This is a genomic window from Pseudomonas sp. D(2018) (genome assembly GCF_005502555.1).
Taxonomy (GTDB): domain Bacteria; phylum Pseudomonadota; class Gammaproteobacteria; order Pseudomonadales; family Pseudomonadaceae; genus Metapseudomonas; species Metapseudomonas resinovorans.
Genome location: NZ_SCOK01000016.1, coordinates 69,811 through 94,053, shown reverse-complemented (window position 1 = coordinate 94,053; position 24,243 = coordinate 69,811). Strand labels below are relative to the sequence as shown.

The following is a 24,243-nucleotide window of genomic DNA, read 5'->3' as shown; positions in this document are numbered from 1 at the left end:
TCAAGGTGCCGCCCTCAGCAAGCGCATCCCGTTGAACACCACCAGCAGGCTGGCGCCCATATCGGCGAACACCGCCATCCACAGGGTGCCTTGGCCCATCAGCGTCAGCGCGAGGAACACTGCCTTGATGCCCAGCGCCAGGGTGATGTTCTGCATCAACACCGCGTGGGTCCGGCGCGACAGGCGTATGAACTGCGGCAGCTTGCGCAGGTCATCGTCCATCAAGGCAACGCCGGCGGTTTCGATGGCGGTATCGGTGCCGGCGGCGCCCATGGCGAAGCCGATGTCGGCACGTGCCAGGGCCGGGGCGTCGTTGATGCCGTCTCCCACCATGCCCACCGGCACGCCTGAGGATTGGCGCAGGCCGATTTCCGCCAGCTTGTCTTCCGGCAGCAGGTTGCCACGGGCATCGTCCACCCCCACCTGGCTGGCGATGGCCTGCACGGTGTGCGGGTTGTCGCCTGAAAGCATCAGGGTCTTCACGCCCAGCTCATGAAGCTGGCCGATGGCTTCGCGGCTGCTGTCACGCACTGTATCGGCGACGGCGAACAGGGCCAGCACGGTGTCCTCGCCGCACAGCGCCACCACCGTTTTGCCCTGGGTTTCCAGGGCGTCCAGGCGCGCTTCCAGCGCCGATGAACAGAGGCCGAGCTCTTCGACCAGGCGGTGATTGCCCAGTTGATAGGTGCGGCCCTCGATCAGGCCGGTGACGCCGCGACCGGGCAGGGCGGCCAGGTTATCCACAGCGTAGAGCGCTATACCGTCGTCTTCGGCGGCACGGGCTACGGCCTGGGACACGGGGTGGTCCGAACGCGCCGCCAGGCTGGCGGCCACAGCTCGGGGATCGCGTTCATCCGCGTGCAGCAATTGGATGTCGGTCTGGCGAGGACGGCCTTCGGTCAGCGTGCCGGTCTTGTCCAGGGCGATCCAGGCCAGCTTGCGGCCCAGCTCCAGGAACACGCCGCCCTTGATCAGGATGCCGCCACGGGCCGCCGCCGCCAGGCCACTGACGATGGTCACCGGGGTGGAAATCACCAGGGCGCATGGACAGGCGATCACCAGCAGCACCAGGGCGCGGTACAGCCAGTCCAGCCAGGCGCCGTCGAACAGCAGGGGCGGCAGCAGGGCGGTGAGTACGGCGATGAGGATCACCACCGGCGTATAAATGCGCGAAAACTGGTCGACGAAGCGCTGGGTCGGTGCCCGCGAGCCCTGGGCGGCTTCCACGGCGTGGATGATGCGCGCCAGGGTGCTGTCGTCGGCGGCGCGGGTGGCGCGGTATTCCAGTTCGCCCTCGCCGTTGCTGGTGCCGGCGAACAACGGGTCGCCCAGGTCTTTTTCCACCGGCAGACTCTCGCCGGTAATCGGCGCCTGGTTGACGCTGGAGCGGCCGCTCAGCACTTCGCCGTCGAGGGCGATGCGTTCACCGGGACGTACCCGCACGCGGGCGCCGGGCTTTACGTCGCGCGCCGGGCGTTCACGCCACTGGCCGGCCTCGAATACCGTGGCCTGCTCGGGGGCCAGTTGCAGCAGGCCGCGAATCGCGTCCCTCGCTCGCTCCAGGGAGCGCGCCTCGATCAGTTCGGCGATGGCGAACAGCACGCTGACCATGGCCGCTTCAGGCCACTGGCCGATCAGCAGCGCACCGGTGACGGCGATGCTCATCAGGGCGTTGATGTTCAGGTTGCGGTTCTTCAGGGCGATCCAGCCCTTGCGGTAGGTGGGCAGGCCGGCGCCGAGGATGGCGAGGATGGCGAGGGCCGCTACCACCCACTCGGGCGTGAGGGTGAACCACTCGCAGACTTCCGCCGCCAGTGCGGCCAGACCGGCCAGGGCCAGCGGCCACCAGGGCTTCTGCGCTTCTTTCGGGGCGCTGGCGGGAGCGCCTTCGCGCAGCGGCACGGCCTGCATGCCGAGGCTCTCGATCAGGCGCTGCAGCGGTTCCACATCGTCGAAGCGGTGACGCACGCGCAGCAGGCGCTGCATCAGGTTGAACTCCAGTTCTTCGATGGCCGGGACCTTGCCCAGGGCATCGCGGATCAGGCGCTCTTCGGTGGGGCAGTCCATGGCATCGATGCGCAGGCTGCTCCAGCGCGGTTCGGCGGTAGCGGCGACGGCGGCCAGTTCCGGTGCGGCGGAGCGGGGCGCATGCTCATGGTCGTGGCAGCAATGGTGGCTCATGGGTCAATTCCTGTTTGACGCTTCGGTGGCCATTGCACACCCTGTAGCAACTACAGAGTCAAGCGGAGTCCGGCAATGAAGATCGGCGAACTGGCCACTCTCACCGGCTGCCCGGTGGAAACCATCCGTTACTACGAGCGCGAAGGCCTGCTACCGGCGCCCTCGCGCAGCGCGGGCAACTACCGGCAGTACGACACGGTCCACGTCGAGCGGCTGTCGTTCATCCGCCACTGTCGCTCGCTGGACATGACCCAGGAGGAAATCCGCGCCCTGCTGGCCTTGCGCGATCGTCCCGAGGCCGATTGCGGCACTGCCAACCGGCTCATCGAGGAACACCTGCACCATGTGGAGGTGCGCATCGCTGAGCTGCAGTCATTGCGCGACCAGCTTCATGACCTGCGCGCGCGCTGCAGCGGGGAGGGCGCAAGCGAAGCCTGCGGCATTCTCCGCGAGCTGGAGCAACCGGGGCCGCCGCCGGTGACCAGCGAGGAATGCGCGCACGCCGGCCACCTGCACGTACCGGGCGTGCATCGACGAGGGTGACGACCCCAGCGCTCGATCAGTGGTTGGTGCTGTCGCGCTGATCGCTGAGTTGTTGCAGGTAACGGCGTGAAAGGGCCAGGAAACGCGGTGTCGGCCCGATGTCCTCATAGAGCGGGTCGCCCTGTTCATCGGTAGCGACCACCTGGCTGCCCCTGACGTAGGGGAAGCTGGCTTCCAACTCTTCCAGGGCGGCGCCTACCAGTTCGCCGATCAGTTCCTCGACGCTGCGCTTGGGATACATCTCGGACAGCGCGGCAAGGCGTGCGGCGGACTCCAGGTCCAGGTGAATGCTGTACTCGCTGCGGGTCAGGCGACCCTTGGCGTTCTGCTCCCAATGGCGGGCTAGTTCTCGGATCTTCATAGACACCTCATCCTTTACCCACGTGGTGGTGGGTGACTGCGAAGCACCGGGCGATCTCTGCCGCCCGGGAGTCGTCATTCGTGATGGCGGCTAATCTTCAGACTAGCTTGCCGACGCGCCTGGATACGCCGTTCGTCGCGCCCTTGTATCTGTATGGCGCGCTGGGCAATCTGGAGGCCGCATACAGAACGGAGAGACGGTAATGGCCGAAATCGACGCGCGCCTGCGTGAGGATGTCCACCTGCTCGGTGAACTGCTCGGAGATACCATCCGCACCCAGCTGGGTAAGGCCTTTTTCGACAAGATCGAGCGTATCCGCAAGGGCGCCAAGGCTGCGCGCAAAGGCTCGGCCCAAGGTGAGCGCCAGCTCATCGAGACCCTCGACGGGCTTACAGACGATGAACTGCTTCCGGTGGCTCGTGCCTTCAACCAGTTCCTCAACCTGGCCAATATTGCCGAGCAGTACCACCGCATCCGCCGGCGCGGCCCGGATGAACCGCAACCTTTCGAAGATCGTGTGCTGGGCGACTTGCTGCAGCGCCTGCTCGCTGCCGGTCATGGCCCGGAACAGCTGGCCCGGCAGCTGGGGCGCCTGGATATCGAGTTGGTGCTGACTGCCCATCCCACCGAGGTTGCCCGCCGAACGCTGATCCAGAAGTACGACGCCATGGCGGCGCAACTGGCCGTCCAGGACCACGCCGACTTGAGCGACGCCGAGCACGAGCGGACGCGCCTGCGCCTTCTGCGCCTGATTGCCGAGGCTTGGCACACCGAGGAGATCCGCCGCATCCGGCCGACACCGGTGGACGAGGCGAAATGGGGCTTCGCAGTGATCGAGCATTCCCTGTGGCATGCATTACCCAATGTGCTTCGGCATGTCGACCAGGTGCTGCATGAGGCCACCGGGCTGCGTCTTCCACTGACTGCCGCGCCTCTGCGCTTCGCTTCCTGGATGGGCGGCGACCGCGACGGCAACCCCAATGTCACGGCCGCCATCAGCCGCCAGGTGCTGCTGCTGGCCCGCTGGATGGCAGCCGACCTCTATCTGCGTGACATCGACCATCTGGCCGCCGAGCTGTCCATGCAGCAGGCCAGCGATGAGCTGCGGGTGCGGGTGGGCGTTCATCCAGAACCCTATCGAGCGGTGCTCAAGCAATTGCGTGATCGCCTTCGCGCCACCCGCGCCTGGGCCGAAGCGGCACTGGACAGGGATGTACCACCGAGCGCGGACGTGCTTCATGAGAACAGCCAACTGCTGGAGCCCCTGGAGCTTTGCTACCACTCGTTGCACAGCTGCGGCATGGGCGTTATCGCTGACGGCGCGCTGCTCGATTGCTTGCGTCGCGCGGCCACCTTCGGCCTGTTCCTGGTGCGCCTCGACATCCGTCAGGACGCCGGGCGTCACGCCGCCGCGCTGGACGAAATCACTGACTATCTGGGGCTGGGCAACTACGCCGAGTGGGATGAAGAGGACCGTCTGACGTTCCTCCAGCGCGAACTGGACAACCGACGTCCGTTGCTGCCATCGCACTACCGTCCTTCGGCCGACACCGCCGAAGTGCTCGCCACGTGCAGGGTGGTGGCCAATGCGCCGGCTGCGTCCCTCGGTTCCTACGTGATCTCCATGGCCGGGGCGCCTTCGGACGTGCTGGCGGTGCAACTGTTGCTCAAGGAAGCCGGGTTGCAACGGCCGATCCGCGTGGTGCCACTCTTTGAAACCCTGGCTGACCTGGACAACGCCGGCCCGGCCATCGATCGCCTGCTGGGTCTGCCTGGCTACCGTGCGCGGCTGCATGGCCCGCAGGAGGTGATGATCGGCTACTCCGATTCGGCCAAGGATGCCGGGACCGTGGCGGCCGCCTGGGCCCAGTACCGCGCCCAGGAACGGTTGGTGGAGATATGCCGCGAACATCAGGTGGAGTTGCTGCTGTTCCACGGTCGCGGTGGCACCGTGGGGCGCGGCGGTGGCCCTGCCCATGCAGCCATCCTGTCGCAACCGCCGGGTTCAGTCGCAGGGCGATTCCGTACCACCGAGCAGGGCGAGATGATCCGCTTCAAGTTCGGCCTGCCCGGTATCGCTGAGCAGAACTTGAACACCTACCTGGCCGCCGTGCTGGAGGCGACCCTGATGCCGCCGCCGGAGCCCGAGCCGGCTTGGCGTGCCGCCATGGACCGCCTGGCTGCCGATGGCGTGGCCGCCTACCGCGCGGTCGTGCGAGAGCATCCGCAGTTCGTCGAGTATTTCCGCCAGGCCACACCTGAGCAGGAGCTGGGCCGCCTCCCCCTGGGAAGCCGCCCGGCCAAGCGTCGCGCGGGTGGTGTGGAGAGCCTGCGAGCGATTCCGTGGATCTTCGCCTGGACCCAGACACGCCTGATGTTGCCGGCCTGGCTGGGCTGGGAGGCCGCCCTGGCCAACGCCCAGCAACGCGGCGAAACCGCATTGTTGGCGCGAATGCGTGAGCGCTGGCCGTTCTTCGCCACCCGAATCGACATGCTGGAAATGGTCCTGGCCAAGGCCGACGCCAATATCGCCGCCCTCTACGACGAGCGACTGGTGTCTGGGGAGCTGAAATCCCTGGGTGCGCAGTTGCGCGACCTATTGTCGCAGGCGTGCACGTCGGTACTGGCTCTGACCGGTCAGTCCGAGCTTCTGGCACAGAGCCCGGAGACCCGCGAAGCCATCAGTGTGCGCAATACCTACCTTGACCCTCTACACCTGCTTCAAACCGAGCTCCTGGCCCGTTCCAGGCGCTGTGAGCAACATGTCGAAGGCCCTCTGGAACAGGCCCTTCTGGTGAGTGTGGCGGGTATCGCAGCCGGGTTGCGCAACACCGGTTGAGGCGGTTCCAGCCCCTACTTCCGGCGTCTTGTGCGCTATAGGGGCGCTGTGTATCTTGAACGTCCTTTTGGCCCGACAGCGACGCCGAAAACCTATTCTGAGATTGGCCCCATGAGGCGAATCCGACCGATCTGAAAATAAAATCTTTGAGGAGCACATCGATGCGCGTGATTCTGCTGGGGGCCCCTGGTGCCGGCAAAGGTACTCAAGCCGGTTTCATCACCAAGAAGTTCGGCATTCCGCAAATTTCCACCGGCGACATGCTGCGCGCAGCCGTCAAGGCTGGTACCGAGCTCGGCCTGAAGGCCAAGAGCGTCATGGATGCCGGTGGCCTGGTTTCCGATGACCTGATCATCAACCTGGTCAAGGAACGCATCGCCCAGCCCGACTGCGCCAACGGCTTCCTCTTCGACGGATTCCCGCGCACCATTCCCCAGGCTGAAGCCATGAAGGAAGCGGGCGTGAGCATCGACCACGTGGTCGAGATCGCCGTGGACGACGAGGAAATCGTCAGCCGCATCGCCGGCCGCCGTGTGCACCCGGCCTCCGGTCGCGTCTACCACACCGAGCACAACCCGCCGAAGGTCGCCGGTAAAGACGACGAAACCGGTGAAGACCTGATCCAGCGCGATGACGACAAGGAAGAGACCGTGCGTCATCGCCTGTCCGTCTACCACTCCCAGACCAAGCCGCTGGTAAATTTCTACCAGAAGCTCTCTGCCGCTGAAGGCACCCCGAAGTACAGCGCCATCGCCGGCGTTGGTTCGGTGGAAGAGATCACTGGCAAGGTACTGGCCGCGCTCAGCTGAGACGTAGCTCGTATCTGACCAACGGCCCGCTTGCGGGCCGTTGGCGTTTATAATGCCCGCCTTTTTTCCTGCGTCTGGACTGATCGATGACCACTCTGCTGGCCCTGGATACCGCCACCGAAGCCTGCTCCGTTGCCCTGTTGCATGACGGCAAGGTGCTCAGCCACTACGAGGTGATCCCGCGCCTGCACGCCCAGCGTCTGCTGCCGATGATCCAGACCCTGCTGGCCGAAGCCGGATTGCCGCTGGCGGCGCTGGATGCCATCGCCTTCGGTCGCGGGCCAGGGGCCTTCACCGGCGTGCGTATCGCCATCGGTGTCGTCCAGGGGCTGGCCTTTGCCCTGGATCGTCCAGTGCTGCCAGTTTCCGATCTGGCCGTGCTGGCTCAGCGTTCCCACCGTGAGCAGGGTGTCGATCAGGTGGCTGCGGCCATCGACGCGCGCATGGACGAGGTCTACTGGGGCTGCTATCGCCTGGAGGCCGGAGAAATGCGCCTGGCTGGCGCGGAAGCCGTGCTGCCGCCGGAAAAGGCCCAGCTGCCGCGCGATGCCAGTGGTGACTGGTACGGCGCGGGCACCGGCTGGGGCACCTTTGCCGCGCGGATTCCGGTTCAGGTCTGCGGTCAGTCACCGGCCTTATTGCCCCATGCCGAAGACCTGCTGACCTTGGCCCGCTTCGCTTGGGCGCGGAGTGAAGGCCTGCCCGCCGATCAGGCGCAGCCGGTCTATCTGCGCGACAACGTCGCCACGCCCAAGGCGCCGCGCTAGAATTGAGCCTGTCGGCCCTCCGTCCCGGATTGCCAACGCCGGGGCGGGTGGCTAGAGTCCACCGGCACTCCTTTCGAAACGCCAGCACTGCCGAGCAGTAACCGATGCGCATCGATGGCTTCACCTCTTCCTATCCGCTGGAGCGCAGCCCCCGTCAGGGCAGCGCGGTCACGCCTTTCCGCGAGATCCAGCGTGAAGCGGAGGCCCGCCGCGAGCAGCCGAGCACACCGTCTTCTACCCAAGGCTACGAGCAGACCGCCCAGCCCCGTCGTGTCCAGGCCAGCAATAGCTCCGGCGACAGCCTGCCGCTGCGCCCGCAGGACCTGATCCAACAGCAGCGCACTCTCAGTAACCGTGCTGCGCAGGCCATCGCCAGCTACAGCGCCACCGCCAGTTTCGCCGCCGAATACGACGCCCCCGAGGTGCTCGGGCTCGACCTCTACGCCTGATGTTGCCCTATCACCTGGGCTGCCCGTCGTGGAACGAGCCAGCCTGGCGCGGCAACTTCTATCCCACCGACCTGCGTCCCGCCGACACCCTGGGGCACTACTGCCAGGTGTTCAACGCAGTGGAGGGCAACACGACCTTCTATGCGCGGCCTGCCGCCGACACCTTGCAGCGCTGGGCGCAGACCATGCCGGAGCAGTTCCGCTTCTGCGCCAAGATGCCTCGGGACATCAGTCATGAAGGTGATCTACGCGACCAGTTCGCCGCCACTGACACTTTCCTCCAGCTCCTTTCGCCACTGGGCCCGCGCCTCATGCCGCTCTGGCTTCAGCTGCCAGCGGCTTTCGGACCCGCACGCCTGGGGGAGCTGGCGGCCTGGCTTGATGAATTCAGTCACCACCCCATTGCCGTGGAGGTACGCAACCCGGCGTTCTTCGACAAGGGCGACGCCGAGCGTATGCTCAATCGCCTGCTGCATGAACGCGGCGTGGAGCGTATCTGTCTGGACTCGCGGGCCTTGTTCAGCGTCCGTTCCCAGGACCCGGCGGTGCTCCATGCGCAGGCGAAGAAGCCCCGGGTACCCGTGCGGCCCACAGCCTTCAGTACCCGTCCACAAGTGCGCTTCATCGGTGGGCCGGACCTGGACGCCAACCAGCCGTTCCTCGAGCCCTGGCTGAACAAGGTCGCCGGCTGGATCGAACAGGGCCTCACGCCCAACGTCTTCCTGCACACTCCGGACAATCATCTTGCTGCAGCCCAGGCCCTGCGCTTCCATGCCGCCCTGTGCAAGCGCCTGCCCGGACTGCCGGCCCTGGTGCTGCCGCAACCGCCGGCCGAACAACTCGGCCTCCTCTGAGCCTTGGGCTAGGCTATCGGCTTCTGCCTATGACTCCGGAGCCTGCCATGACCACCCAAGCGCAACGCGGTGAAGCCTTCGCCGCTCTGCACCGCGCTCCCGGCCTGTTCGTCTTGCCCAATCCCTGGGATGCCGGTTCGGCGAAGATGCTCGCCCATCTGGGGTTCGCCGCCCTGGCCACCACCAGCGCCGGCCTGGCATTCGCCCTCGGCCGGCGTGATGCGGAGGGCAATGTCAGCCGGGACGAAGCCCTGGCGAATGCCCGCGCCATAGTCGAGGCCACGCCCCTGCCGGTGGCGGCGGACCTGGAGAATGGCTATGGCGATCGTCCTGAAGACTGCGCCGCGACCATTCGTGCGGCTGCTTCAGTCGGGTTGGTGGGCGGCTCGATCGAAGATGCCAGCGGTCGCAGTGACGATCCCATCTACCCGCTGGAGTTGGCGGTCGAGCGCATTCGCGCCGCAGTGGAGTCCGCCCATCGCCTTGGATTCCCCTTCACCCTGGCGGCCAGGGCGGAGAACTACCTCCACGGGCGTCCTGACCTGGACGACACCCTGCGTCGCCTGGTGGCTTATGCCGAGGCGGGGGCTGACGTGCTTTATGCACCGGGCTTGACCACTCGCCAACAGATCCATGAAGTGGTGCATGCCGTGGCGCCACGGCCGGTGAATGTGCTGGTGGGGTCACCTGGTCTGAAGCTGAGCCTGGAGGAACTGGCCGAACTTGGGGTCAAGCGGGTGAGCGTAGGTTCCAATCTGGCGCGGGTGGCCTATGGGGCGTTTTTCCATGCCGCCGAAGAACTGCACCAGGGCAACCTGGCGGCAATGGAGCAAGCCATTCCGTTCGATCGCATCAACGACCTGTTCCGGCCCTGAGCCGAGGCTCCTCTCCCGCTTGGGCGGATGGGGACGCTGGCTGCCGGCTCTGGCAGAATGCGCGGGTTTTCCGGTCAGGCGTGTAGGTCCATGAGTGAAGAATCCGTCAGGGTAAGGGCAGAAGCCCTTGAACCGGCCTATGCCGAAGCGCTGGAGACCTGGGCTGCGCGCCTGGGGCTGGTGCGGGAAGGCGAGGCAGATTTCGCCCTTCAGCTCGGTGGTGACGGTCTGCAACTGCTGCAGCTGGGGCCTGATTCGCCAGGCCCGGTGCGGGTGGATTTCGTCGAAGGAGCGGCAGCGCACCGGCGCAAATTCGGGGGTGGCAGTGGGCAGATGATCGCCAAGGCCGTTGGCGTGCAGCCGGGTATTCGGCCGAAGGTGCTGGACGCCACCGCGGGCCTGGGCCGCGATGCTTTCGTCTTGGCCACCCTGGGCTGCGAGATGACCCTGATCGAGCGCCAGCCGTTGATCGGCGCGTTGCTGGAAGACGGTCTGGCCCGCGCCGGACGGGACCTGGAGACAGCCGCCATCGTCGCGCGCATGCGCCTGCTGCAGGGCAACGCCATCGAGTTGATGCGGGGGTGGCAGGGGGAGGCGCCCCAGGTGATCTATCTGGACCCGATGTTCCCGCACCGCGACAAGAGCGCCCTGGTAAAAAAGGAAATGCGCCTGTTCCGTCCGCTGGTGGGCGATGACCAGGATGCGCCGGCGCTGCTGGGGGCCGCCCTGGCCCTGGCCAGCCACCGAGTGGTGGTGAAGCGCCCACGCAAGGCGCCGATCATCGAGGGCGCCAAGCCGAGCTATGCGCTGGAGGGTAAATCCAGCCGCTACGACATCTATCCGAAGAAAAAGCTCGAAGCCTGAGGCCAGCCAAGGGCCTCGAAGTTCCGTGCCATTTCCGTCAGGGCCGGTAGGCCCTGATGAACAGCTCGACCACTTCCCGTACGTGCAACTCGGCCTCTTCCCCCTCCAGCGCCGCCGCGCAGCCGATCAGCAGGCGGAAGTTGTGCCCGCCCTTGATCAGGCAGAAGAAGTGCTCCGCGGCGTTCTGTGGATGGTCGATGCGCAGTTTGCCGGCCTCGTTGGCGTGGGCCAGCAGCCCGGTCATCTCCTGCAGGATCTGCAGCGGTCCCGCCTCGTAGAACATCCGTGACAGCTTCGGATCCTGGTTGGCCATGGCCACCATCACCCGGTGCAGCTCGAGGGATTCGCGGCTGTTGATCAACTGATGGAAGCTGCGACCGATGTTCAGCAGCACGCTCTCGATGCTGGCGTCGGCCGGTAGCTCGAACAGCAGCTCTGGCAGCTGCTCCTCGCATTTGGCCTTCACCGCGGCGGAGAACAGCCTCTCCTTGTCCGTGAAGTGGCTATACACGGTCAACTTGGACACGCCGGCCTCGGCGGCGATGGCGTCCATGCTGCTGCCGTCGTAGCCGTTCCTTAGGAAAAGATTCTTCGCGGCTTCGAGAATGGCCTTTCTCTTTACCGGATCTTTCGGACGGCCTGGGCCGTTGGTTGGAAATGAATTGTCTGACATTTCTTTATAAATACTGGACTGGTGAGTTTGCTATTTTTACTATACCCAGCAGTATAAATATTCCAGCTGTTCTTCGCGAAAGGTCATTCATCATGTTTCGCCATGCCTTGCCCCTCGCTCTGCCCCTTTCCCTCTCTCTTCTGATCGCGGCCTGCGGCAATGGGGAGCCTGTTCAACAGGCGGTTCGTCCGGCCATGGTGGTGCAGCCCGAACCGGCGGCAGATGCGGTGGATACCTTCCCGGGCGAAGTGCGTTCGCGCTATGAGCCGGAATTGGCCTTCCGCATCGGTGGAAAGATTGCCAAGCGCCTGGTGGAAGTGGGCCAGCGGGTGAAGAAGGATCAGGCCCTGGCCGAGCTGGACCCACAGGACGTGCGCCTGCAACTGGAGGCTAGCCGGGCCCAGGTGGCTGCGGCTGAGGCCAACCTCACGCTGGTGCGCGCCGAGCGTGATCGCTACCGCACCCTCTTGGATCGCCAGATGATCAGCCGCTCCCAGTACGACAACGTGGAAAACACCTTCCGCGCCGGCGAGGCGCGGGTGAAGCAGATCAAGGCCGAGCACAACGTCGCCAGCAACCAGGCGGCCTACACCGTGCTGCGTGCTTCCCGGGATGGCGTGATCGCCGCCCGTCGCGCGGAAGTCGGACAGGTGGTGGCCGCCGGCCAGACCGTCTTCACCCTGGCCGTCGATGGTGAACGCGAAGTCCTGATCAGCCTGCCGGAACACGCGATCGACCGTTTCAAGGTTGGCCAGGATGTGGCGGTTGAGCTCTGGTCGCTGCCCGGTCAGCGTTACCCGGCACGCATCCGTGAACTGGCACCGGCCGCTGATTCGCAGTCCCGTACTTTCGCTGCACGGGTCGCCTTCGCCGACAACAAGGTCCCGGCGGAACTGGGCCAGAGCGCTCGCGTGTTCATCCGCAGCAACGGCGCGGTGCCGCTTTCCGTACCGCTGTCGGCACTGACTGCCGAAGCGGGCCAGCCCTATGTCTGGGTGGTCGATCCCAAGGACTCCACGCTGAAGCGTCGCCTGGTGCGCGTCGGTCCCTATGGCGAAGACCGCGTGCCCGTGCTCGAAGGCCTGCAACCCGATGACTGGGTGGTGGCAGCCGGCGTGCAGGTGCTGCGCGAAGGCCAGCAGGTGCGGCCGGTGGACCGCGCCAACCGTTCGGTGAAGCTGTTGGCCAAGGAGTAAGGCGCCGTGAATTTCAATTTGTCCGCCTGGGCGCTGCAGAATCGCCAGATCGTCCTCTACATCATGCTGTTGCTGGGCATTGTCGGGGCCATTTCCTACACCAAGCTGGGGCAGAGCGAAGACCCGCCCTTTACCTTCAAGGCCATGGTCGTGCGCACCAACTGGCCGGGCGCCAGTGCCGAGGAAGTCTCCCGCCAGGTCACCGAACGCATCGAGAAGAAGCTGATGGAGACCGGCGAGTACGACAAGATCGTCTCCTTCTCCCGTCCCGGTGAGTCGCAGGTGACCTTCATTGCGCGCGACTCCATGCATTCCAACGAGATTCCCGAGCTCTGGTACCAGGTCCGCAAGAAGATCAGCGACATTCGCCATACCTTGCCGCCGGGCATCCAGGGACCGTTCTTCAACGACGAATTCGGCACCACCTTCGGCAACATCTACGCGCTGACCGGTGAAGGTTTCGACTACGCCGTGCTCAAGGACTACGCCGACCGCATCCAGCTGCAGCTGCAGCGGGTCAAGGATGTGAGCAAGGTGGAGCTGCTCGGCCTGCAGGACGAGAAGATCTGGATCGAACTGTCCAACGTGAAGCTGGCCACCCTGGGGCTGCCGCTCGCCGCAGTGCAGCAAGCCCTGGAGGAGCAGAACGCGGTCGCTACCGCCGGTTTCTTCGAGACGCCCAGCGATCGTGTGCAGCTGCGTGTTTCCGGCCGTTTCGATTCGGTGAAGGAAATTCGCGACTTCCCCATTCGCGTGGGTGACCGCACTTTCCGCATTGGCGATGTGGCAGAGGTTCGTCGCGGCTTCAATGACCCGCCAGCGCCGCGCATGCGCTTCATGGGCGAGGACGCCATCGGCCTTGCGGTGTCCATGAAGTCCGGCGGCGACATCCTGGTGCTTGGCCAGGCGCTGGAGGGCGAGTTCGCCCGCCTGCAGGAGAACCTGCCGGCCGGCATGCAGTTGCGTAAGGTGTCGGACCAGCCGGCAGCGGTGAAGACCGGGGTCGGGGAGTTCGTTCGCGTGCTCACCGAGGCGCTTGTCATCGTGCTGCTGGTGAGTTTCTTCTCCCTGGGCCTGCGCACCGGCCTGGTGGTGGCGCTGTCGATCCCGTTGGTACTGGCGATGACCTTTGCCGCGATGTACTACCTCGGCATCGGCCTGCACAAGATTTCGCTCGGCGCCCTGGTGCTGGCACTGGGCTTGTTGGTGGACGACGCGATCATCGCGGTGGAGATGATGGCCATCAAGATGGAGCAGGGCTATGACCGTCTCAAGGCGGCGAGCTTCGCCTGGAGCAGCACGGCGTTCCCCATGCTCACCGGCACCCTGATCACTGCCGCCGGCTTCCTGCCCATCGCCACCGCGCAATCCGGCACCGGCGAGTACACCCGCTCGATCTTCCAGGTGGTGACCATCGCCCTGGTCGTGTCCTGGATCGCCGCGGTGGTGTTCGTGCCCTATTTGGGTGACCGCCTGCTGCCCGACCTGGCCAAGCTGCACGCGAAGAAGCACGGCGGCAGCGACAAGGGCCACGATCCCTACGGCACGCCCTTCTACCAGCGGGTCCGTCGCGTGGTGGAGTGGTGTGTGCGGCGACGCAAGACCGTGATCCTGCTGACCCTGGCTGCTTTCGTGGCCTCCATCGCCCTGTTCCGTTTCGTTCCCCAGCAGTTTTTCCCATCCTCGGGTCGCCTGGAACTGATGGTCGATCTCAAACTGGGCGAGGGTTCGTCCCTGGCCAACACCGAGGCTGAGGTCAAGCGTCTGGAACAGCTGCTGCGCGAGCATCCGGGTGTGGATAACTACGTGGCCTATGTCGGCACCGGTTCGCCACGCTTCTACCTGCCGCTGGATCAGCAACTGCCGGCGGCCAGCTTTGCCCAGTTCGTGGTGCTGGCCAAATCCATCGAGTCCCGCGAGGAAATCCGCAGCTGGCTGATCCAGGTGCTGAACGACGAATTCCCCGCCCTGCGCAGCCGCATTTCGCGCCTGGAGAACGGTCCGCCGGTGGGCTACCCGGTGCAGTTCCGCGTGTCTGGCGAACACATCGACGAAGTCCGCGCACTGGCCCGCCAGGTGGCCGACAAGGTGCGTGAGAACCCCCATGTGGTGAACGTGCACCTGGATTGGGAAGAGCCGAGCAAGGTGGTGCGGCTGAATATCGACCAGGACCGCGCCCGCGCCATGGGTGTGACTACCGCCGATCTCTCGCGCTTCCTGCAGAGTTCGCTGACCGGCGCGCCGGTGAGCCAGTACCGCGAGGACAACGAGCTGATCGAGATCCTGCTGCGCGGGACCGTGCGTGAACGCCAGGAACTGGCCCTGCTGCCGAGCCTGGCCGTGCCCACCGACAATGGCCAGAGCGTGCCGCTGTCGCAGATCGCCACCCTGGAGTACGGCTTCGAGGAAGGCATCATCTGGCACCGCAACCGCCTGCCGACGGTCACGGTGCGCGCCGATATCTACGACAAGTCCCTGCCGGCGAGTCTGGTCAAGGACATCTCGCCGACGCTGGACCCGATCCGCGCCGAACTGCCGGACGGCTACCTGCTGGAAGTCGGCGGTACGGTGGAAGACTCCGCTCGTGGGCAGAAGTCGGTGAACGCCGGCATGCCGCCGTTCATCGTGGTCGTGCTGACGCTGCTGATGTTGCAGCTGAAGAGCTTCTCGCGCTCGGCCATGGTCTTCCTGACGGCGCCCTTGGGGCTCATCGGCGTGACCTTGTTCCTGTTGGTATTCCGCCAGCCCTTTGGCTTCGTCGCCATGCTCGGCACCATTGCCCTGGCTGGGATGATCATGCGCAACTCGGTCATCCTGGTGGACCAGATCGAGCAGGACATCGCCCAGGGTCTGGATCGCTGGCATGCCATCATCGAGGCCACGGTGCGACGCTTCCGGCCTATTGTCCTAACCGCCCTGGCGGCGGTGCTGGCGATGATCCCACTGTCGCGCAGCGTGTTCTTCGGTCCCATGGCCGTGGCCATCATGGGCGGCCTGATCGTCGCCACTGCCCTGACCCTGCTGTTCCTGCCCGCGCTCTATGCGGCCTGGTTCCGGGTCAAGCCGGCGGAAGCCGAACAGACAAGGCCGGTGCGGGCACCGGACGTCCAACCCAGCCACTGACGACAAAGGCCCCTTCGGGGGCCTTTTTCATGTGTATGGGCTGTTTCTGCCAATCCTGCGGCCACTTCCTCTCCGGCCCTTGGCGTCGTCGCCTGCCAGGCAGAGACTGGCCGGGCTCGCTACCGCCAATCGCCACAAGAAGAGGTGCCCATGCAGCATGCGACCCAGGTGGAATTGCTCAAGCGAACCCTGGCACTGGTGGAACGGGGCGTATCCGAATGCCTCGACGCGCCTTCATCGTTGTCGGTGGACGTCTATCTCGATGAACAGCGATACCGCCGCGAGCGCGACGAGGTTCTGCGCCGTGAACCGCTGCTGGTGGCTCGTTCCAGCGAGGTTCCACCCGGTCATTTCGTCACCCGCGACCTCCTGGCGCCGCTGCTGCTGACCCGCGATGAGCACGGCCGACTGAGCGCGTTTCTCAATGTCTGCAAGCACCGGGGCACTCAGTTGGTGGGTGATGCCTGCGGGCGTAACCGGGTATTCGTCTGCCCCTATCACGCCTGGTCCTACAACCCGGACGGCCAACTGCGCGGCATCCCCCATGGCTATGGCTTCGAGGGCATAGACCGGGCTTGCCTGAACCTCACTGAGGTACCGGTGGCCGAGCGCTTCGGCGCCATATGGGCGCGCCACTCACCCGGGCCGGCACTGGACATGGATGCCTTCTTCGGTGAGCAGATCCTGGCCGACTTCGACAGCTTCGCCCTGGATGAGCATGTGGTCTTCGATCCCCGGGACATTCACCGGCCGGTGAACTGGAAGCTGACCATCGACACTTTCCTGGAGAATTACCACGTCTCCAGGGCGCACCAGGCCACCATCGATCACCTGTTCTGGCCCAACCTGGGGCTGTTCGAGCGCTTCGGCCGGCATATCCGCAACTACTACGTGAAGCGCAACTTGCGTGAGGTTCTCGATCAGCCTGAACGTGACTGGAACCTGAGGCACCACGGTAACCTGCTGTATTTCCTCTGGCCCAACACCCTGGTACTGGTGGAACCGGACCACATCGACTTCTCCACTGTGTTCCCAGACGGCCCCCTCGCCACCCGCGTGCTAGGCCACACTCTGCTGCCGGAAGCTCCGGCGACGGAGAAGGCGCAGCGTTATTTCGAGAAGAACAACGCCATTCTCTACTCGGCGCTGGAGGAGGACTTCGCCATGGCGGCACGGGTGCAGGCCGGGATTCAGGCCGGCGCCAGCGACCGGCTCTGGCATGGGCGTTTCGAGCAGGCGCTGCGCTGGTTCCACCAGGGGCTGGATGAAGCGTTGGCGGATGAGCGCGTGGCGGTGTTGGCAAAGTGATTTCACGCCGGATTGCCAATCCGATATGCCGCTCATTCACTGGCGCTTGTTGGTCGTTCAAAGAAAAAGCCCGGCATCACGCCGGGCTCATCCGTACCTCGTTGAGGCTCAAAGCGCTCCAAACACCTTCTTCGCCAGACCAGTGGCGGCACCTGCCGGGTTCTGGCGGATGCTGGCCTCCTGCTCGGCAATCATCTTGAACAGGCCGTCCAGGGCTTCTTCGGTCACGTAGCTTTCGATATTGGCGCTCTTGGCATCCACGACGCCGAAGCTCGCGGCCTGGCCGGCGAAGCTGTTGTATTGCTGGGCCAGACCCACCTTGTCGGTGGCCTGCTTGACGATGGGCAGGAACTTGGCGCGCAGCTGGTCGCGGCTGGACGTGTTCAGGTATTGGGTGGCGGCGTCATCCGGGCCGCTGAGGATGCCCTTGGCGTCTTGCACGGTCATCTTCTTCACGGCGTCCACCAGCATTGCCTGGGCCTGCGGTACTGCGGCTTCGGCGGCCTTGTTCATGGTGTCTTCGAGCTGTTCCACCTGGGCGCCCATGCCCATCATCTTCATGGTTCTGGCGGCCTTGCCGAGGTTGCCCGGAAGTTCGATGCGGACGTCCGGGTTTTCGGCGAAGCCGCCCGGTTTGCCCAATTGCTGGACGGCGACCTTGGCGCCCTGGGTCAGCGCGTCCTTCAGGCCGCCAGTGGCATCCGACTGACTGAGATCGGCGATGGACAGGGCGAAGGCGCTTGCAGACAGGGCGAGGCCGGCGCAGAGGGTGGCAAAGCGGATCATTGCTGCATCCTTGTGGCTAGGGGGAGGACGGTCTGTTTGTGCTCAGCGGACCGGATCGACCTTGATGCGAAGTGGCTGCGGGTCGGAGCCGTCGAGTTTAACCGAGTGCTGCTCGGTACTGATGAACATCAACCTGCCGTCCAGTTCGATGCGCGCACTCACCGCGTAGCGGTGGTTGGCCTGGACCTTGGCGGGGTCGTAGTCGAGCCGGAAGGCCAGCGGCACCTGGCCCTCTATCGGTCCCTGCTGGCGGGCCAGTTCCACGGCCGGGGCATCGGCCAGCGATACGTCCTGGAGGCTGACGCTGAGGGTCGCGGCCGGGGGAAGGGCCATGCGTTGCAGGTAGAAGACCTCACCTTCCAGTTGGCGAGTTTCGCTGGCGGGATGGCCGGCGCAGGCAACCAGCAGGCTACCGGCAAGGATCACGGACAGTGCTTTCATCAGGACCTCGGGGTCATGCGGGATCGACAGATGCCACTATAGAAGGCCACGCACGATGAGCCATGGTGCCAGGTCAAGACGCCCGAAAATGACATCGCCCCGGGTGGGGGCGATGTGGCTGTGGGGTCAGTGCGGATTGTCGTCCAGTGCCGTGCTGGATATGGAGTTGAGGGTGTCGTTGAACTGCACCGTTTCGTTGAAGGCCTTGACCAAGGCGCGGAAACGGTCCTTGGCGGCGATCAGTTGCTTGAGTTTCTCGGCCAGTTCGTCGTCCTTGCGATTGAGCGCGGCCTCGCGCTCCTCCAAGGCTTCGGCACGGCGCCCCAGGGACTCGGCCAGCTCATCGTTGCGTTGCTTCTCCAGGCGCAGGCTTTCGGCAAGCTTGGCGGTGCCGCGGTCGCGCGCTTCGACGCTTTCGGCCAGGGCCTTGAGGGCGGCGCTGCGCTCGGCGAGGGCGCGCGCGTTGTCCTCGGCGCTCCGTTCCAGATTGGAGACTTCGCGTGTAAGGCGTGCTTCCAGCAGCCGCAGTTGTTCGTCCTTGTCCGCGAGGAGGCGCTCCTTCTCTTGCAGCTGCGACTTGCGTTGCTCCAGGTTTTCCTGATGCTTCAGCGCGTCCAGTTTCTGCTGGGTCAGGCCTTTGGCCATGTCTGCGAGGGAGTCGAGGGTGCTCTGCACGTCGTACAGGACGCTGTCGGTATCGCTGCCGAGGAACGCCGCGTGGGGAGTATCTGCGGAGCGCTCGACCGCTACTTCGGTCTCGGTGTTGGTCATCGGTGAGGGCGTCACAGGCTGAGGGATGTAATGTCGTATGTCCTCGATTTCGAGGGGGCGTTCAGCCTCGATGCTGGGCTGTGGCTCAGGCTGGGGTTCAGGTTCAGGCTGCGGTTCTGGTTCTGGTTCTGGTTCTGGTTGGGGCTCAGGCTCAGTCTCGAAGGGAGCTGCCGAGGAAGGCGCGTCATCAACAGCGTCCACATCACTGGCGTGTACGTCAGTTTGCTCGTGCGAGATCAGTTCCGGGGCTTCCTCGGCGATCTGGGTGGGCTCCGCAACGGGAGTGTCGGCGATGGCGGGAAAGCTCAGGCTGAAGTCCACGCCAAGGGAGCGGCTGTCGATGGGGGAGGGCGGGGCTGCCGTGATGACGGCTTCCTCCACCAGCGGTGGACGGGTGGACGGCAGTGGCTCACCGGTGTTGGCACTTTCGCGGGTGGCAATCAGCCTGTTCACCGCGGACCGGTTGATGGCCAGGTTGTGGTGTGAGCCTGTCACGGCTGGCTTCTGGTCGCCGCCTGTGATCTCACCCTTGAGCTGAACGAAGTGGAATTCCAGCTTTTCAGTCGTGCTCACGATTCATCCCCCTTGGTGATCTGCTTGAGGACCTGCACGGCGTACTGCCATTCCTGTTCGGACTCCAGGCCGGCCAGGTGATAGCCGTCTTCCTGGGGCACGGCGCTGGCCACGTAGACCTTCGAGGTGCCGTTGCGGCCTTCTTCGTTGAGGGTGTAGACGAGGATGTTGCGGTCGATCAGGGGGATGGCGAAGCTGCACAGGACGGCAGCGTTGACCACCTCTCCGGTGTCTTTCTCGACAGTGATGGTTCTCAGCAGCATGGGCGGGGTCTTCCATGTTCGGGACTGGTGGTGCGCTCGGATGTCCGAGGCGGCGCAGCGCCGAATGGTACGGAGGGGACCCCGGCACGCCTGCCGGGAGCGGTCTTATTGTGATGTGGGAACGGTCTTAGTCGGGCAGCGCAAAGGAGGCGCCAGGCCCGGAGGCCTGGTACTGCAAGGGTCAGCCAGCTTCTGCCGGGGCTTCCGGCTCGGCCTCGGTCTGGCGATCGAGAGCTACCTGGCGGATAGACAGGCGGATCTCCGCCGGCAGCACGCGCTTGGCGGCGCCTTCAGCCAACTCGCCGAGCAACTCGTGGTAGCTCAGCTTGCCGGCTTCGTCGCGACGCAGGACGCGCTGGTCCAGCAGGGTCTGGATGAAGTGACGGAACAGGCTCTTGTCGAAGAACTCCGGGGCGTTCAGGCCATGGAGAATCGACAGGCGCTGCGCCATGACGGTGCAGAGGTCTTCCAGTTCCTCGGCGCTCAACTGGTTCTGCCCTGCGTTCAGTAGCAGGGCGATGGCCATGTAGAAGCGTTGAAGCGTCTGGACGATGGCACGGGCCAGCAGCGTCAGCAGGACGAACTGTCGCGAGCTCGGTGCCGGGCGCACATACACGTCGCCTTCGACTTTGAGCAGGCCTTGCTCAACGAAGGCGGCCAGCCATTGGTCGACCACGCCTTCCACCTCGCTGGCGTCCCAACGGATGAACAGCTCGGCCTGCAGGTAGGGATAGAGCGCGCGCGTATAACGCAGGATCTGCTCGCGGCTCATTCGCGCGCTGCTCTGGAAGAAGCACGCCAGCAGCGCCGGCAGCGCGAACACGTGGAGCACGTTGTTGCGGTAGTAGGTCATGAGGACGGCGTTCTGCTCGTCCAGATAGAGGATCTTGCCCAGCGCATCTTTCTGCTCGGCCAGCAGGTTCATGCTCTGCACGTACTGGGTCAGCGCCTGGCCATCGCCTTCCGGCAGGGTGGCGTGGGGCGAATAGGGGACGGCGCGGAGCAGCGCCAGGTAGAGATCGAGCACACGGGTCAGGGCGCGTTCGTCCAGGGCCAGGCGACTGGTGGAGAGCAGTGCCAGGGCCACCAGGTTGACCGGGTTGATCGCCGCCGCGTCGTTGAGGTGGCGGGCAATGCGCACGGCCAACTGATTGGTGGTGTCGTTGAGCCAGGCTGGGCGGAACTGCGGGCCCAACTCCTGGGTACGCCAGTCCGGTTGCTGCTGGTCGAGGAACTCGGCCAGCTTGATCGGTTCGCCGAAGTTCACCGCCACCGAACCGAAGCGCAGCTTCAGTGCACCGATGACTTTGAACAGGTCGAAGATGGATTCCTTCTTCTTGCTCGCACCGCGCAACTCACCCAGGTAAGTGCGACCTTCCAGCACGCGCTCGTAACCGATGTATACCGGCACGAAGACGATGGGCAGACGCGAGGAGCGGAGGAAGCTGCGCAGGGTGATGGCGAGCATGCCAGTCTTCGGATGCAGCATGCGCCCCGTGCGCGAGCGCCCACCTTCGACGAAGTACTCCACCGGGAAGCCGCGGCTGAACAGGGTGTGCAGGTATTCGTTGAACACAGCCGTGTACAGCGGGTTGCCCTTGAAGGTGCGGCGCATGAAGAACGCGCCGCCACGGCGCAACAAGCCGCCGATCACCGGCATGTTGAGGTTGATGCCGGCAGCGATGTGCGGCGGGGTCAGGCCGTTGCGGAACAGTAGGTAGGACAGCAGCAGGTAATCGATATGGCTGCGGTGGCAGGGCACGTAGATGACTTCATGGCCCTGGGCGATGTCTTGCACGCCTTCGATATGGTTGACCTTGATGCCTTCGTACAGCTTGTTCCAGAACCAGGACAGCACGACCTCGAGGAAACGGATGGCGGTGTAGGCGAAATCGGAGGCGATTTCGTTGCCGTACTTCAGCGCCAGGGCCTCGGCTGTGGGCAGGCTGATCTTCTCGCGCTCGGCTTCCTCGGCCATGGCCTGGCGGACCATGGGCGCGCGCACCAATCCCTTGACCAGGTTACGGCGATGGGAAAGGTCGGGGCCGATGACTGCGGTCTTCTGATTGCGGAAGTGCACCCGCAGGATACGGTTGACCATACGCAGGGTGCGCTCCGGGCCCTTGTCCTGTTCCACCAGCTCACGCAGGTGGATCGGGGCGGAGAACTGCACGCGGGTCTTGCGGCCGAGGATGAGGATGCTGACCAGCTTGCGCAGGCGTCCGGTTACCGCCCAGCTGTCGGCGAACAGCAGCTTCCATGGGCTCGTTTCGCGATCAGGCGACTGCCCCCAGAACACCGTCACCGGGATGATCTGCGCATCTTCCACCGCGTTCTGCTGAATGGCGCCCAACACCCGTACCAGAGTGGGGGAGGCACCGCGCTTGTCCTGGCCGCCAAGCCAGCCCGGCTCCGGCGACAGGTAGAAGAACGCGGCTGGCTCCAGCAGGTCACCCACCGCCACCGGCAGCACCGGACGAGGCAAGCCGGCCTTGGTGCACTCCCGGTCCACCACCGCCAGGTCGCTGGCCGACGGTTGCTGCAGCACGTAGAGCACCGGCTTGCTGCGGTCGAGCTTCAAGGTGAAGGCGGATTGGTTGATGGTCTCCGAGCGCACCCAGAGGTAGAGCAGGCGGCGCAGGGCACCAAAGGCAAGGCGGCGGAAGGGGGAGCGGGTCATGACGGGGGTAATGCTGTGAAACGAGCGATTGCTCGGGGCGGCTAGTTTGCCGTATTCGCCGCCGGGTCGCAAAAAGCCACTGGCTGTCGTTTCTAACCGAATATTCCTGCAACTTTTCGCACAAGTGGCTGTCTTGCAATGCCTGCGGGGGACTCCTTATAGTCCGCCAGCGTTTTGCAAGGCCCCGGTGGCCAGCATGGCCAGGGGCTGCTCCCTTCGGGACTAGAGGCCATGATCGAGATAACAAATCTGACCAAGCGCTTTGCGCACCATACTGCCGTGGATAATCTGTCCTTCAGCGTCGCACCTGGGGAGGTGCTGGGGTTTCTGGGCCCCAACGGCGCAGGCAAATCCACCACGATGAAGATGCTTACCGGTTTCCTTGCGCCTACCTCCGGTACCGCGAGCATCTTCGGCTTCGATATCCAGACCCAGACACTCAGGGCCCAGCGGGAAATCGGCTATTTGCCTGAAGGTGCCCCGTGCTACGGCGACATGACCGTGCGCGGCTTCCTCGAGTTCATTGCCGAGGTCCGTGGCTATCGCGGTGCCGAGAAAAGGTCACGGGTAAGCCGGGCGGTGGGCCAGGTCGAGCTCGAGAGTGTCTTTGGCCAGTCCATCGAGACGCTCTCCAAGGGCTTCAAGCGTCGTGTCGGCCTGGCTCAGGCCATACTCCACGACCCGCGCGCGCTGATTCTCGACGAGCCGACCGACGGCCTCGACCCGAACCAGAAGCATCAGGTTCGCCAGCTCATCCAGAGCCTGGCTCGCGACAAGATCGTGATCATCTCCACCCATATCCTCGAAGAGGTCGCGGCGGTCTGCACCCGCGCCCTGGTGATCGCTTCCGGCAAGGTAGTGGCAGACGGCACGCCGTTCGAACTGGAAAGCCGTTCGCGCTATCACCAGGCGGTCACCCTGGTAGCCGAGGAGCCCTTGGACATGCTCGCCCTGGCCGTACTGCCGGGCGTTGCCGGTATCGAGGAGAACGCCATCGAAGGTGGCCTGACCATCCTGGCCAAGCCGGGTGAGGTGATCTTCCCGCAGGTGAATCAGTTGATCCACCAGCGTGGCTGGAAAGTGAAGGAGCTGGACGTGGAGCGCGGCCGTCTCGACGAAGTATTCCGCCGACTGACCCGGGGAGAAGCGGCATGAGGCAATTGCCGGTGATTTTCAAACGCGAGCTGGCGAGCTACTTCGCCACCCCGCTGGCCTATGTATTCATCGTGATCTTCCTGGTGCTCTCCGGGGTCTTCACGTTCTACCTGGGCGGCTTCTACGAAAGCGGCCAGGCGAGCCTCGCGCCGTTCTTCAATTTTCACCCCTGGCTCTACCTGTTCCTGGTGCCGGCCATCGCGATGCGCCTTTGGGCCGAGGAGCGCAAGTCCGGCTCCATCGAGTTGCTGATGACCCTCCCCATCACCCGTTTCGAAGCGGTCACCGGCAAGTTCTTCGCTGCCTGGGCGTTCTCCGGGCTGGCGCTGCTGCTGACGTTCCCGATGGTGCTCACGGTCAACTACCTGGGCGAGCCGGACAATGGCGCCATCATTACCGGCTATATCGGCAGCTGGCTGCTGGCGGGTGCCTTCCTCGCCATTGGATCGTGCATGTCGGCGCTGGCCAAGAACCAGGTGATCGCCTTCATCCTCGCCGTCAGCGTGTGCTTCCTGTTCATCGTCAGCGGCTTCCCGCTGGTGCTTGATGCGTTCAGCGCCTGGGCACCCCAGTGGCTGCTGGATGCCGTGGCCTCGCTGAGTTTCCTGACCCGTTTCGATGCCATCAGCAAGGGCGTGATCGACCTGCGTGACCTGCTCTACTTCGTCACCCTGATCGCCGCCTGGCTAGCCGCCACCGCCGTGGTGGTCGATCTGAAGAAGGCCGACTGAA

21 protein-coding genes are annotated in these 24,243 nt (G+C 64.7%); 13 read left to right on the top strand and 8 right to left on the bottom strand.

What is annotated here, in order from left to right:
* Entirely contained in the window at positions 1 to 2,181 is a 2,181-nt protein-coding gene (locus FFS60_RS12940) for a heavy metal translocating P-type ATPase (RefSeq protein WP_137822179.1), read from the bottom strand.
* Between the two features lie 75 nt (positions 2,182 to 2,256).
* On the opposite strand from FFS60_RS12940, the gene cadR reads away from it, so the two are divergent.
* Complete coding sequence (gene cadR, locus FFS60_RS12935; protein WP_028627406.1) at positions 2,257 to 2,724, top strand: Cd(II)/Pb(II)-responsive transcriptional regulator; 468 nt, start codon at positions 2,257 to 2,259, stop codon at positions 2,722 to 2,724.
* Positions 2,725 to 2,740: 16 nt separating this feature from the next.
* Here cadR and FFS60_RS12930 read toward each other — a convergent pair whose 3' ends face one another.
* Positions 2,741 to 3,085 (bottom strand): pilin assembly protein, encoded by a 345-nt coding sequence (locus FFS60_RS12930; RefSeq protein WP_028627407.1) that lies wholly within the window; start codon positions 3,083 to 3,085, stop codon positions 2,741 to 2,743.
* Between the two features lie 202 nt (positions 3,086 to 3,287).
* Between FFS60_RS12930 and ppc the strand changes: the two genes are divergently transcribed.
* From ppc to FFS60_RS12895, 7 genes are all read left to right on the top strand, one after another.
* Positions 3,288 to 5,924, top strand: coding sequence for a phosphoenolpyruvate carboxylase (gene ppc / locus FFS60_RS12925; RefSeq protein ID WP_137822178.1), 2,637 nt, complete (start codon positions 3,288 to 3,290; stop codon positions 5,922 to 5,924).
* Between the two features lie 161 nt (positions 5,925 to 6,085).
* Positions 6,086 to 6,733 carry an adenylate kinase gene (gene adk / locus FFS60_RS12920; protein ID WP_028627409.1) on the top strand — a complete coding sequence of 216 codons (648 nt, stop codon included), beginning with the start codon at positions 6,086 to 6,088 and terminating at the stop codon, positions 6,731 to 6,733.
* 86 nt (positions 6,734 to 6,819) lie between these two features.
* Complete coding sequence (gene tsaB, locus FFS60_RS12915; protein WP_137822177.1) at positions 6,820 to 7,500, top strand: tRNA (adenosine(37)-N6)-threonylcarbamoyltransferase complex dimerization subunit type 1 TsaB; 681 nt, start codon at positions 6,820 to 6,822, stop codon at positions 7,498 to 7,500.
* Positions 7,501 to 7,604: 104 nt separating this feature from the next.
* On the top strand, positions 7,605 to 7,949 hold the full coding sequence (locus FFS60_RS12910; protein WP_137822176.1) for a hypothetical protein: 345 nt from the start codon (positions 7,605 to 7,607) through the stop codon (positions 7,947 to 7,949).
* A complete protein-coding gene (locus FFS60_RS12905; protein ID WP_137822175.1) occupies positions 7,949 to 8,803 on the top strand; it encodes a DUF72 domain-containing protein in 855 nt (284 codons plus the stop codon). Before FFS60_RS12910 ends, FFS60_RS12905 begins: the two co-directional genes overlap by 1 nt.
* Before the next feature lie 47 nt (positions 8,804 to 8,850).
* Positions 8,851 to 9,678, top strand: a complete 828-nt coding sequence (locus FFS60_RS12900; RefSeq protein WP_137822174.1) for an isocitrate lyase/phosphoenolpyruvate mutase family protein — start codon at positions 8,851 to 8,853, stop codon at positions 9,676 to 9,678.
* Between the two features lie 90 nt (positions 9,679 to 9,768).
* The gene (locus tag FFS60_RS12895; protein ID WP_137822173.1) at positions 9,769 to 10,542 is read left to right on the top strand and encodes a class I SAM-dependent methyltransferase; all 774 of its coding nucleotides are present in this window, start codon (positions 9,769 to 9,771) and stop codon (positions 10,540 to 10,542) included.
* Positions 10,543 to 10,579: 37 nt separating this feature from the next.
* On the opposite strand, the gene FFS60_RS12890 is transcribed toward FFS60_RS12895, so the two are convergent.
* On the bottom strand, positions 10,580 to 11,215 hold the full coding sequence (locus FFS60_RS12890; protein WP_028627415.1) for a TetR/AcrR family transcriptional regulator: 636 nt from the start codon (positions 11,213 to 11,215) through the stop codon (positions 10,580 to 10,582).
* A 92-nt stretch (positions 11,216 to 11,307) separates the two neighbouring features.
* On the opposite strand from FFS60_RS12890, the gene FFS60_RS12885 reads away from it, so the two are divergent.
* The 3 genes from FFS60_RS12885 (at position 11,308) to FFS60_RS12875 (ending at position 16,842) form a co-directional block, all read left to right on the top strand.
* On the top strand, positions 11,308 to 12,411 hold the full coding sequence (locus FFS60_RS12885; RefSeq protein ID WP_137822172.1) for an efflux RND transporter periplasmic adaptor subunit: 1,104 nt from the start codon (positions 11,308 to 11,310) through the stop codon (positions 12,409 to 12,411).
* 6 nt (positions 12,412 to 12,417) lie between these two features.
* Complete coding sequence (locus tag FFS60_RS12880) at positions 12,418 to 15,534, top strand: efflux RND transporter permease subunit (RefSeq protein WP_137822171.1); 3,117 nt, start codon at positions 12,418 to 12,420, stop codon at positions 15,532 to 15,534.
* A gap of 150 nt (positions 15,535 to 15,684) precedes the next feature.
* The gene (locus tag FFS60_RS12875) at positions 15,685 to 16,842 is read left to right on the top strand and encodes an aromatic ring-hydroxylating dioxygenase subunit alpha (protein WP_137822170.1); all 1,158 of its coding nucleotides are present in this window, start codon (positions 15,685 to 15,687) and stop codon (positions 16,840 to 16,842) included.
* Between the two features lie 108 nt (positions 16,843 to 16,950).
* Here FFS60_RS12875 and FFS60_RS12870 read toward each other — a convergent pair whose 3' ends face one another.
* The 5 genes from FFS60_RS12870 to plsB all read right to left on the bottom strand — a co-directional run bounded on the left by FFS60_RS12870 (position 16,951) and on the right by plsB (position 22,356).
* Positions 16,951 to 17,628, bottom strand: a complete 678-nt coding sequence (locus FFS60_RS12870; protein ID WP_137822169.1) for a DUF4197 domain-containing protein — start codon at positions 17,626 to 17,628, stop codon at positions 16,951 to 16,953.
* Between the two features lie 42 nt (positions 17,629 to 17,670).
* On the bottom strand, positions 17,671 to 18,069 hold the full coding sequence (locus FFS60_RS12865; protein WP_028627420.1) for a YbaY family lipoprotein: 399 nt from the start codon (positions 18,067 to 18,069) through the stop codon (positions 17,671 to 17,673).
* 126 nt (positions 18,070 to 18,195) lie between these two features.
* The gene (locus tag FFS60_RS28685; RefSeq protein WP_171016520.1) at positions 18,196 to 19,413 is read right to left on the bottom strand and encodes a hypothetical protein; all 1,218 of its coding nucleotides are present in this window, start codon (positions 19,411 to 19,413) and stop codon (positions 18,196 to 18,198) included.
* Positions 19,410 to 19,676: a hypothetical protein gene (locus FFS60_RS12850; RefSeq protein ID WP_028627422.1), complete on the bottom strand. Its 267-nt coding sequence runs from the start codon at positions 19,674 to 19,676 to the stop codon at positions 19,410 to 19,412. The genes FFS60_RS28685 and FFS60_RS12850 overlap by 4 nt, the downstream gene beginning before the upstream one ends.
* 181 nt (positions 19,677 to 19,857) lie before the next feature.
* The gene (gene plsB / locus FFS60_RS12845) at positions 19,858 to 22,356 is read right to left on the bottom strand and encodes a glycerol-3-phosphate 1-O-acyltransferase PlsB (RefSeq protein WP_137822167.1); all 2,499 of its coding nucleotides are present in this window, start codon (positions 22,354 to 22,356) and stop codon (positions 19,858 to 19,860) included.
* A 231-nt stretch (positions 22,357 to 22,587) separates the two neighbouring features.
* On the opposite strand from plsB, the gene FFS60_RS12840 reads away from it, so the two are divergent.
* Entirely contained in the window at positions 22,588 to 23,511 is a 924-nt protein-coding gene (locus tag FFS60_RS12840) for an ABC transporter ATP-binding protein (protein ID WP_028627424.1), read from the top strand.
* A complete protein-coding gene (locus tag FFS60_RS12835; RefSeq protein ID WP_028627425.1) occupies positions 23,508 to 24,242 on the top strand; it encodes an ABC transporter permease subunit in 735 nt (244 codons plus the stop codon). Before FFS60_RS12840 ends, FFS60_RS12835 begins: the two co-directional genes overlap by 4 nt.
* The last annotated feature ends 1 nt before the right edge of the window (position 24,243 follow it).

Bases quoted from the DNA above. Each gene is read 5' to 3' on its own strand.
- FFS60_RS12840 (WP_028627424.1), top strand. From the start codon at position 22,588: ATGATCGAGATAACAAATCTGACCAAGCGCTTTGCGCACCATACTGCC.
- tsaB (WP_137822177.1), top strand. From the start codon at position 6,820: ATGACCACTCTGCTGGCCCTGGATACCGCCACCGAAGCCTGCTCCGTT.
- FFS60_RS12890 (WP_028627415.1), bottom strand. From the start codon at position 11,215: ATGTCAGACAATTCATTTCCAACCAACGGCCCAGGCCGTCCGAAAGAT.
- FFS60_RS12930 (WP_028627407.1), bottom strand. From the start codon at position 3,085: ATGAAGATCCGAGAACTAGCCCGCCATTGGGAGCAGAACGCCAAGGGT.
- FFS60_RS12900 (WP_137822174.1), top strand. From the start codon at position 8,851: ATGACCACCCAAGCGCAACGCGGTGAAGCCTTCGCCGCTCTGCACCGC.
- FFS60_RS12850 (WP_028627422.1), bottom strand. From the start codon at position 19,676: ATGCTGCTGAGAACCATCACTGTCGAGAAAGACACCGGAGAGGTGGTC.
- FFS60_RS12835 (WP_028627425.1), top strand. From the start codon at position 23,508: ATGAGGCAATTGCCGGTGATTTTCAAACGCGAGCTGGCGAGCTACTTC.
- FFS60_RS12940 (WP_137822179.1), bottom strand. From the start codon at position 2,181: ATGAGCCACCATTGCTGCCACGACCATGAGCATGCGCCCCGCTCCGCC.
- FFS60_RS12910 (WP_137822176.1), top strand. From the start codon at position 7,605: ATGCGCATCGATGGCTTCACCTCTTCCTATCCGCTGGAGCGCAGCCCC.
- adk (WP_028627409.1), top strand. From the start codon at position 6,086: ATGCGCGTGATTCTGCTGGGGGCCCCTGGTGCCGGCAAAGGTACTCAA.
- ppc (WP_137822178.1), top strand. From the start codon at position 3,288: ATGGCCGAAATCGACGCGCGCCTGCGTGAGGATGTCCACCTGCTCGGT.
- FFS60_RS12895 (WP_137822173.1), top strand. From the start codon at position 9,769: ATGAGTGAAGAATCCGTCAGGGTAAGGGCAGAAGCCCTTGAACCGGCC.
- plsB (WP_137822167.1), bottom strand. From the start codon at position 22,356: ATGACCCGCTCCCCCTTCCGCCGCCTTGCCTTTGGTGCCCTGCGCCGC.
- FFS60_RS12875 (WP_137822170.1), top strand. From the start codon at position 15,685: ATGCAGCATGCGACCCAGGTGGAATTGCTCAAGCGAACCCTGGCACTG.
- FFS60_RS12885 (WP_137822172.1), top strand. From the start codon at position 11,308: ATGTTTCGCCATGCCTTGCCCCTCGCTCTGCCCCTTTCCCTCTCTCTT.
- FFS60_RS12870 (WP_137822169.1), bottom strand. From the start codon at position 17,628: ATGATCCGCTTTGCCACCCTCTGCGCCGGCCTCGCCCTGTCTGCAAGC.
- FFS60_RS12905 (WP_137822175.1), top strand. From the start codon at position 7,949: ATGTTGCCCTATCACCTGGGCTGCCCGTCGTGGAACGAGCCAGCCTGG.
- cadR (WP_028627406.1), top strand. From the start codon at position 2,257: ATGAAGATCGGCGAACTGGCCACTCTCACCGGCTGCCCGGTGGAAACC.
- FFS60_RS12865 (WP_028627420.1), bottom strand. From the start codon at position 18,069: ATGAAAGCACTGTCCGTGATCCTTGCCGGTAGCCTGCTGGTTGCCTGC.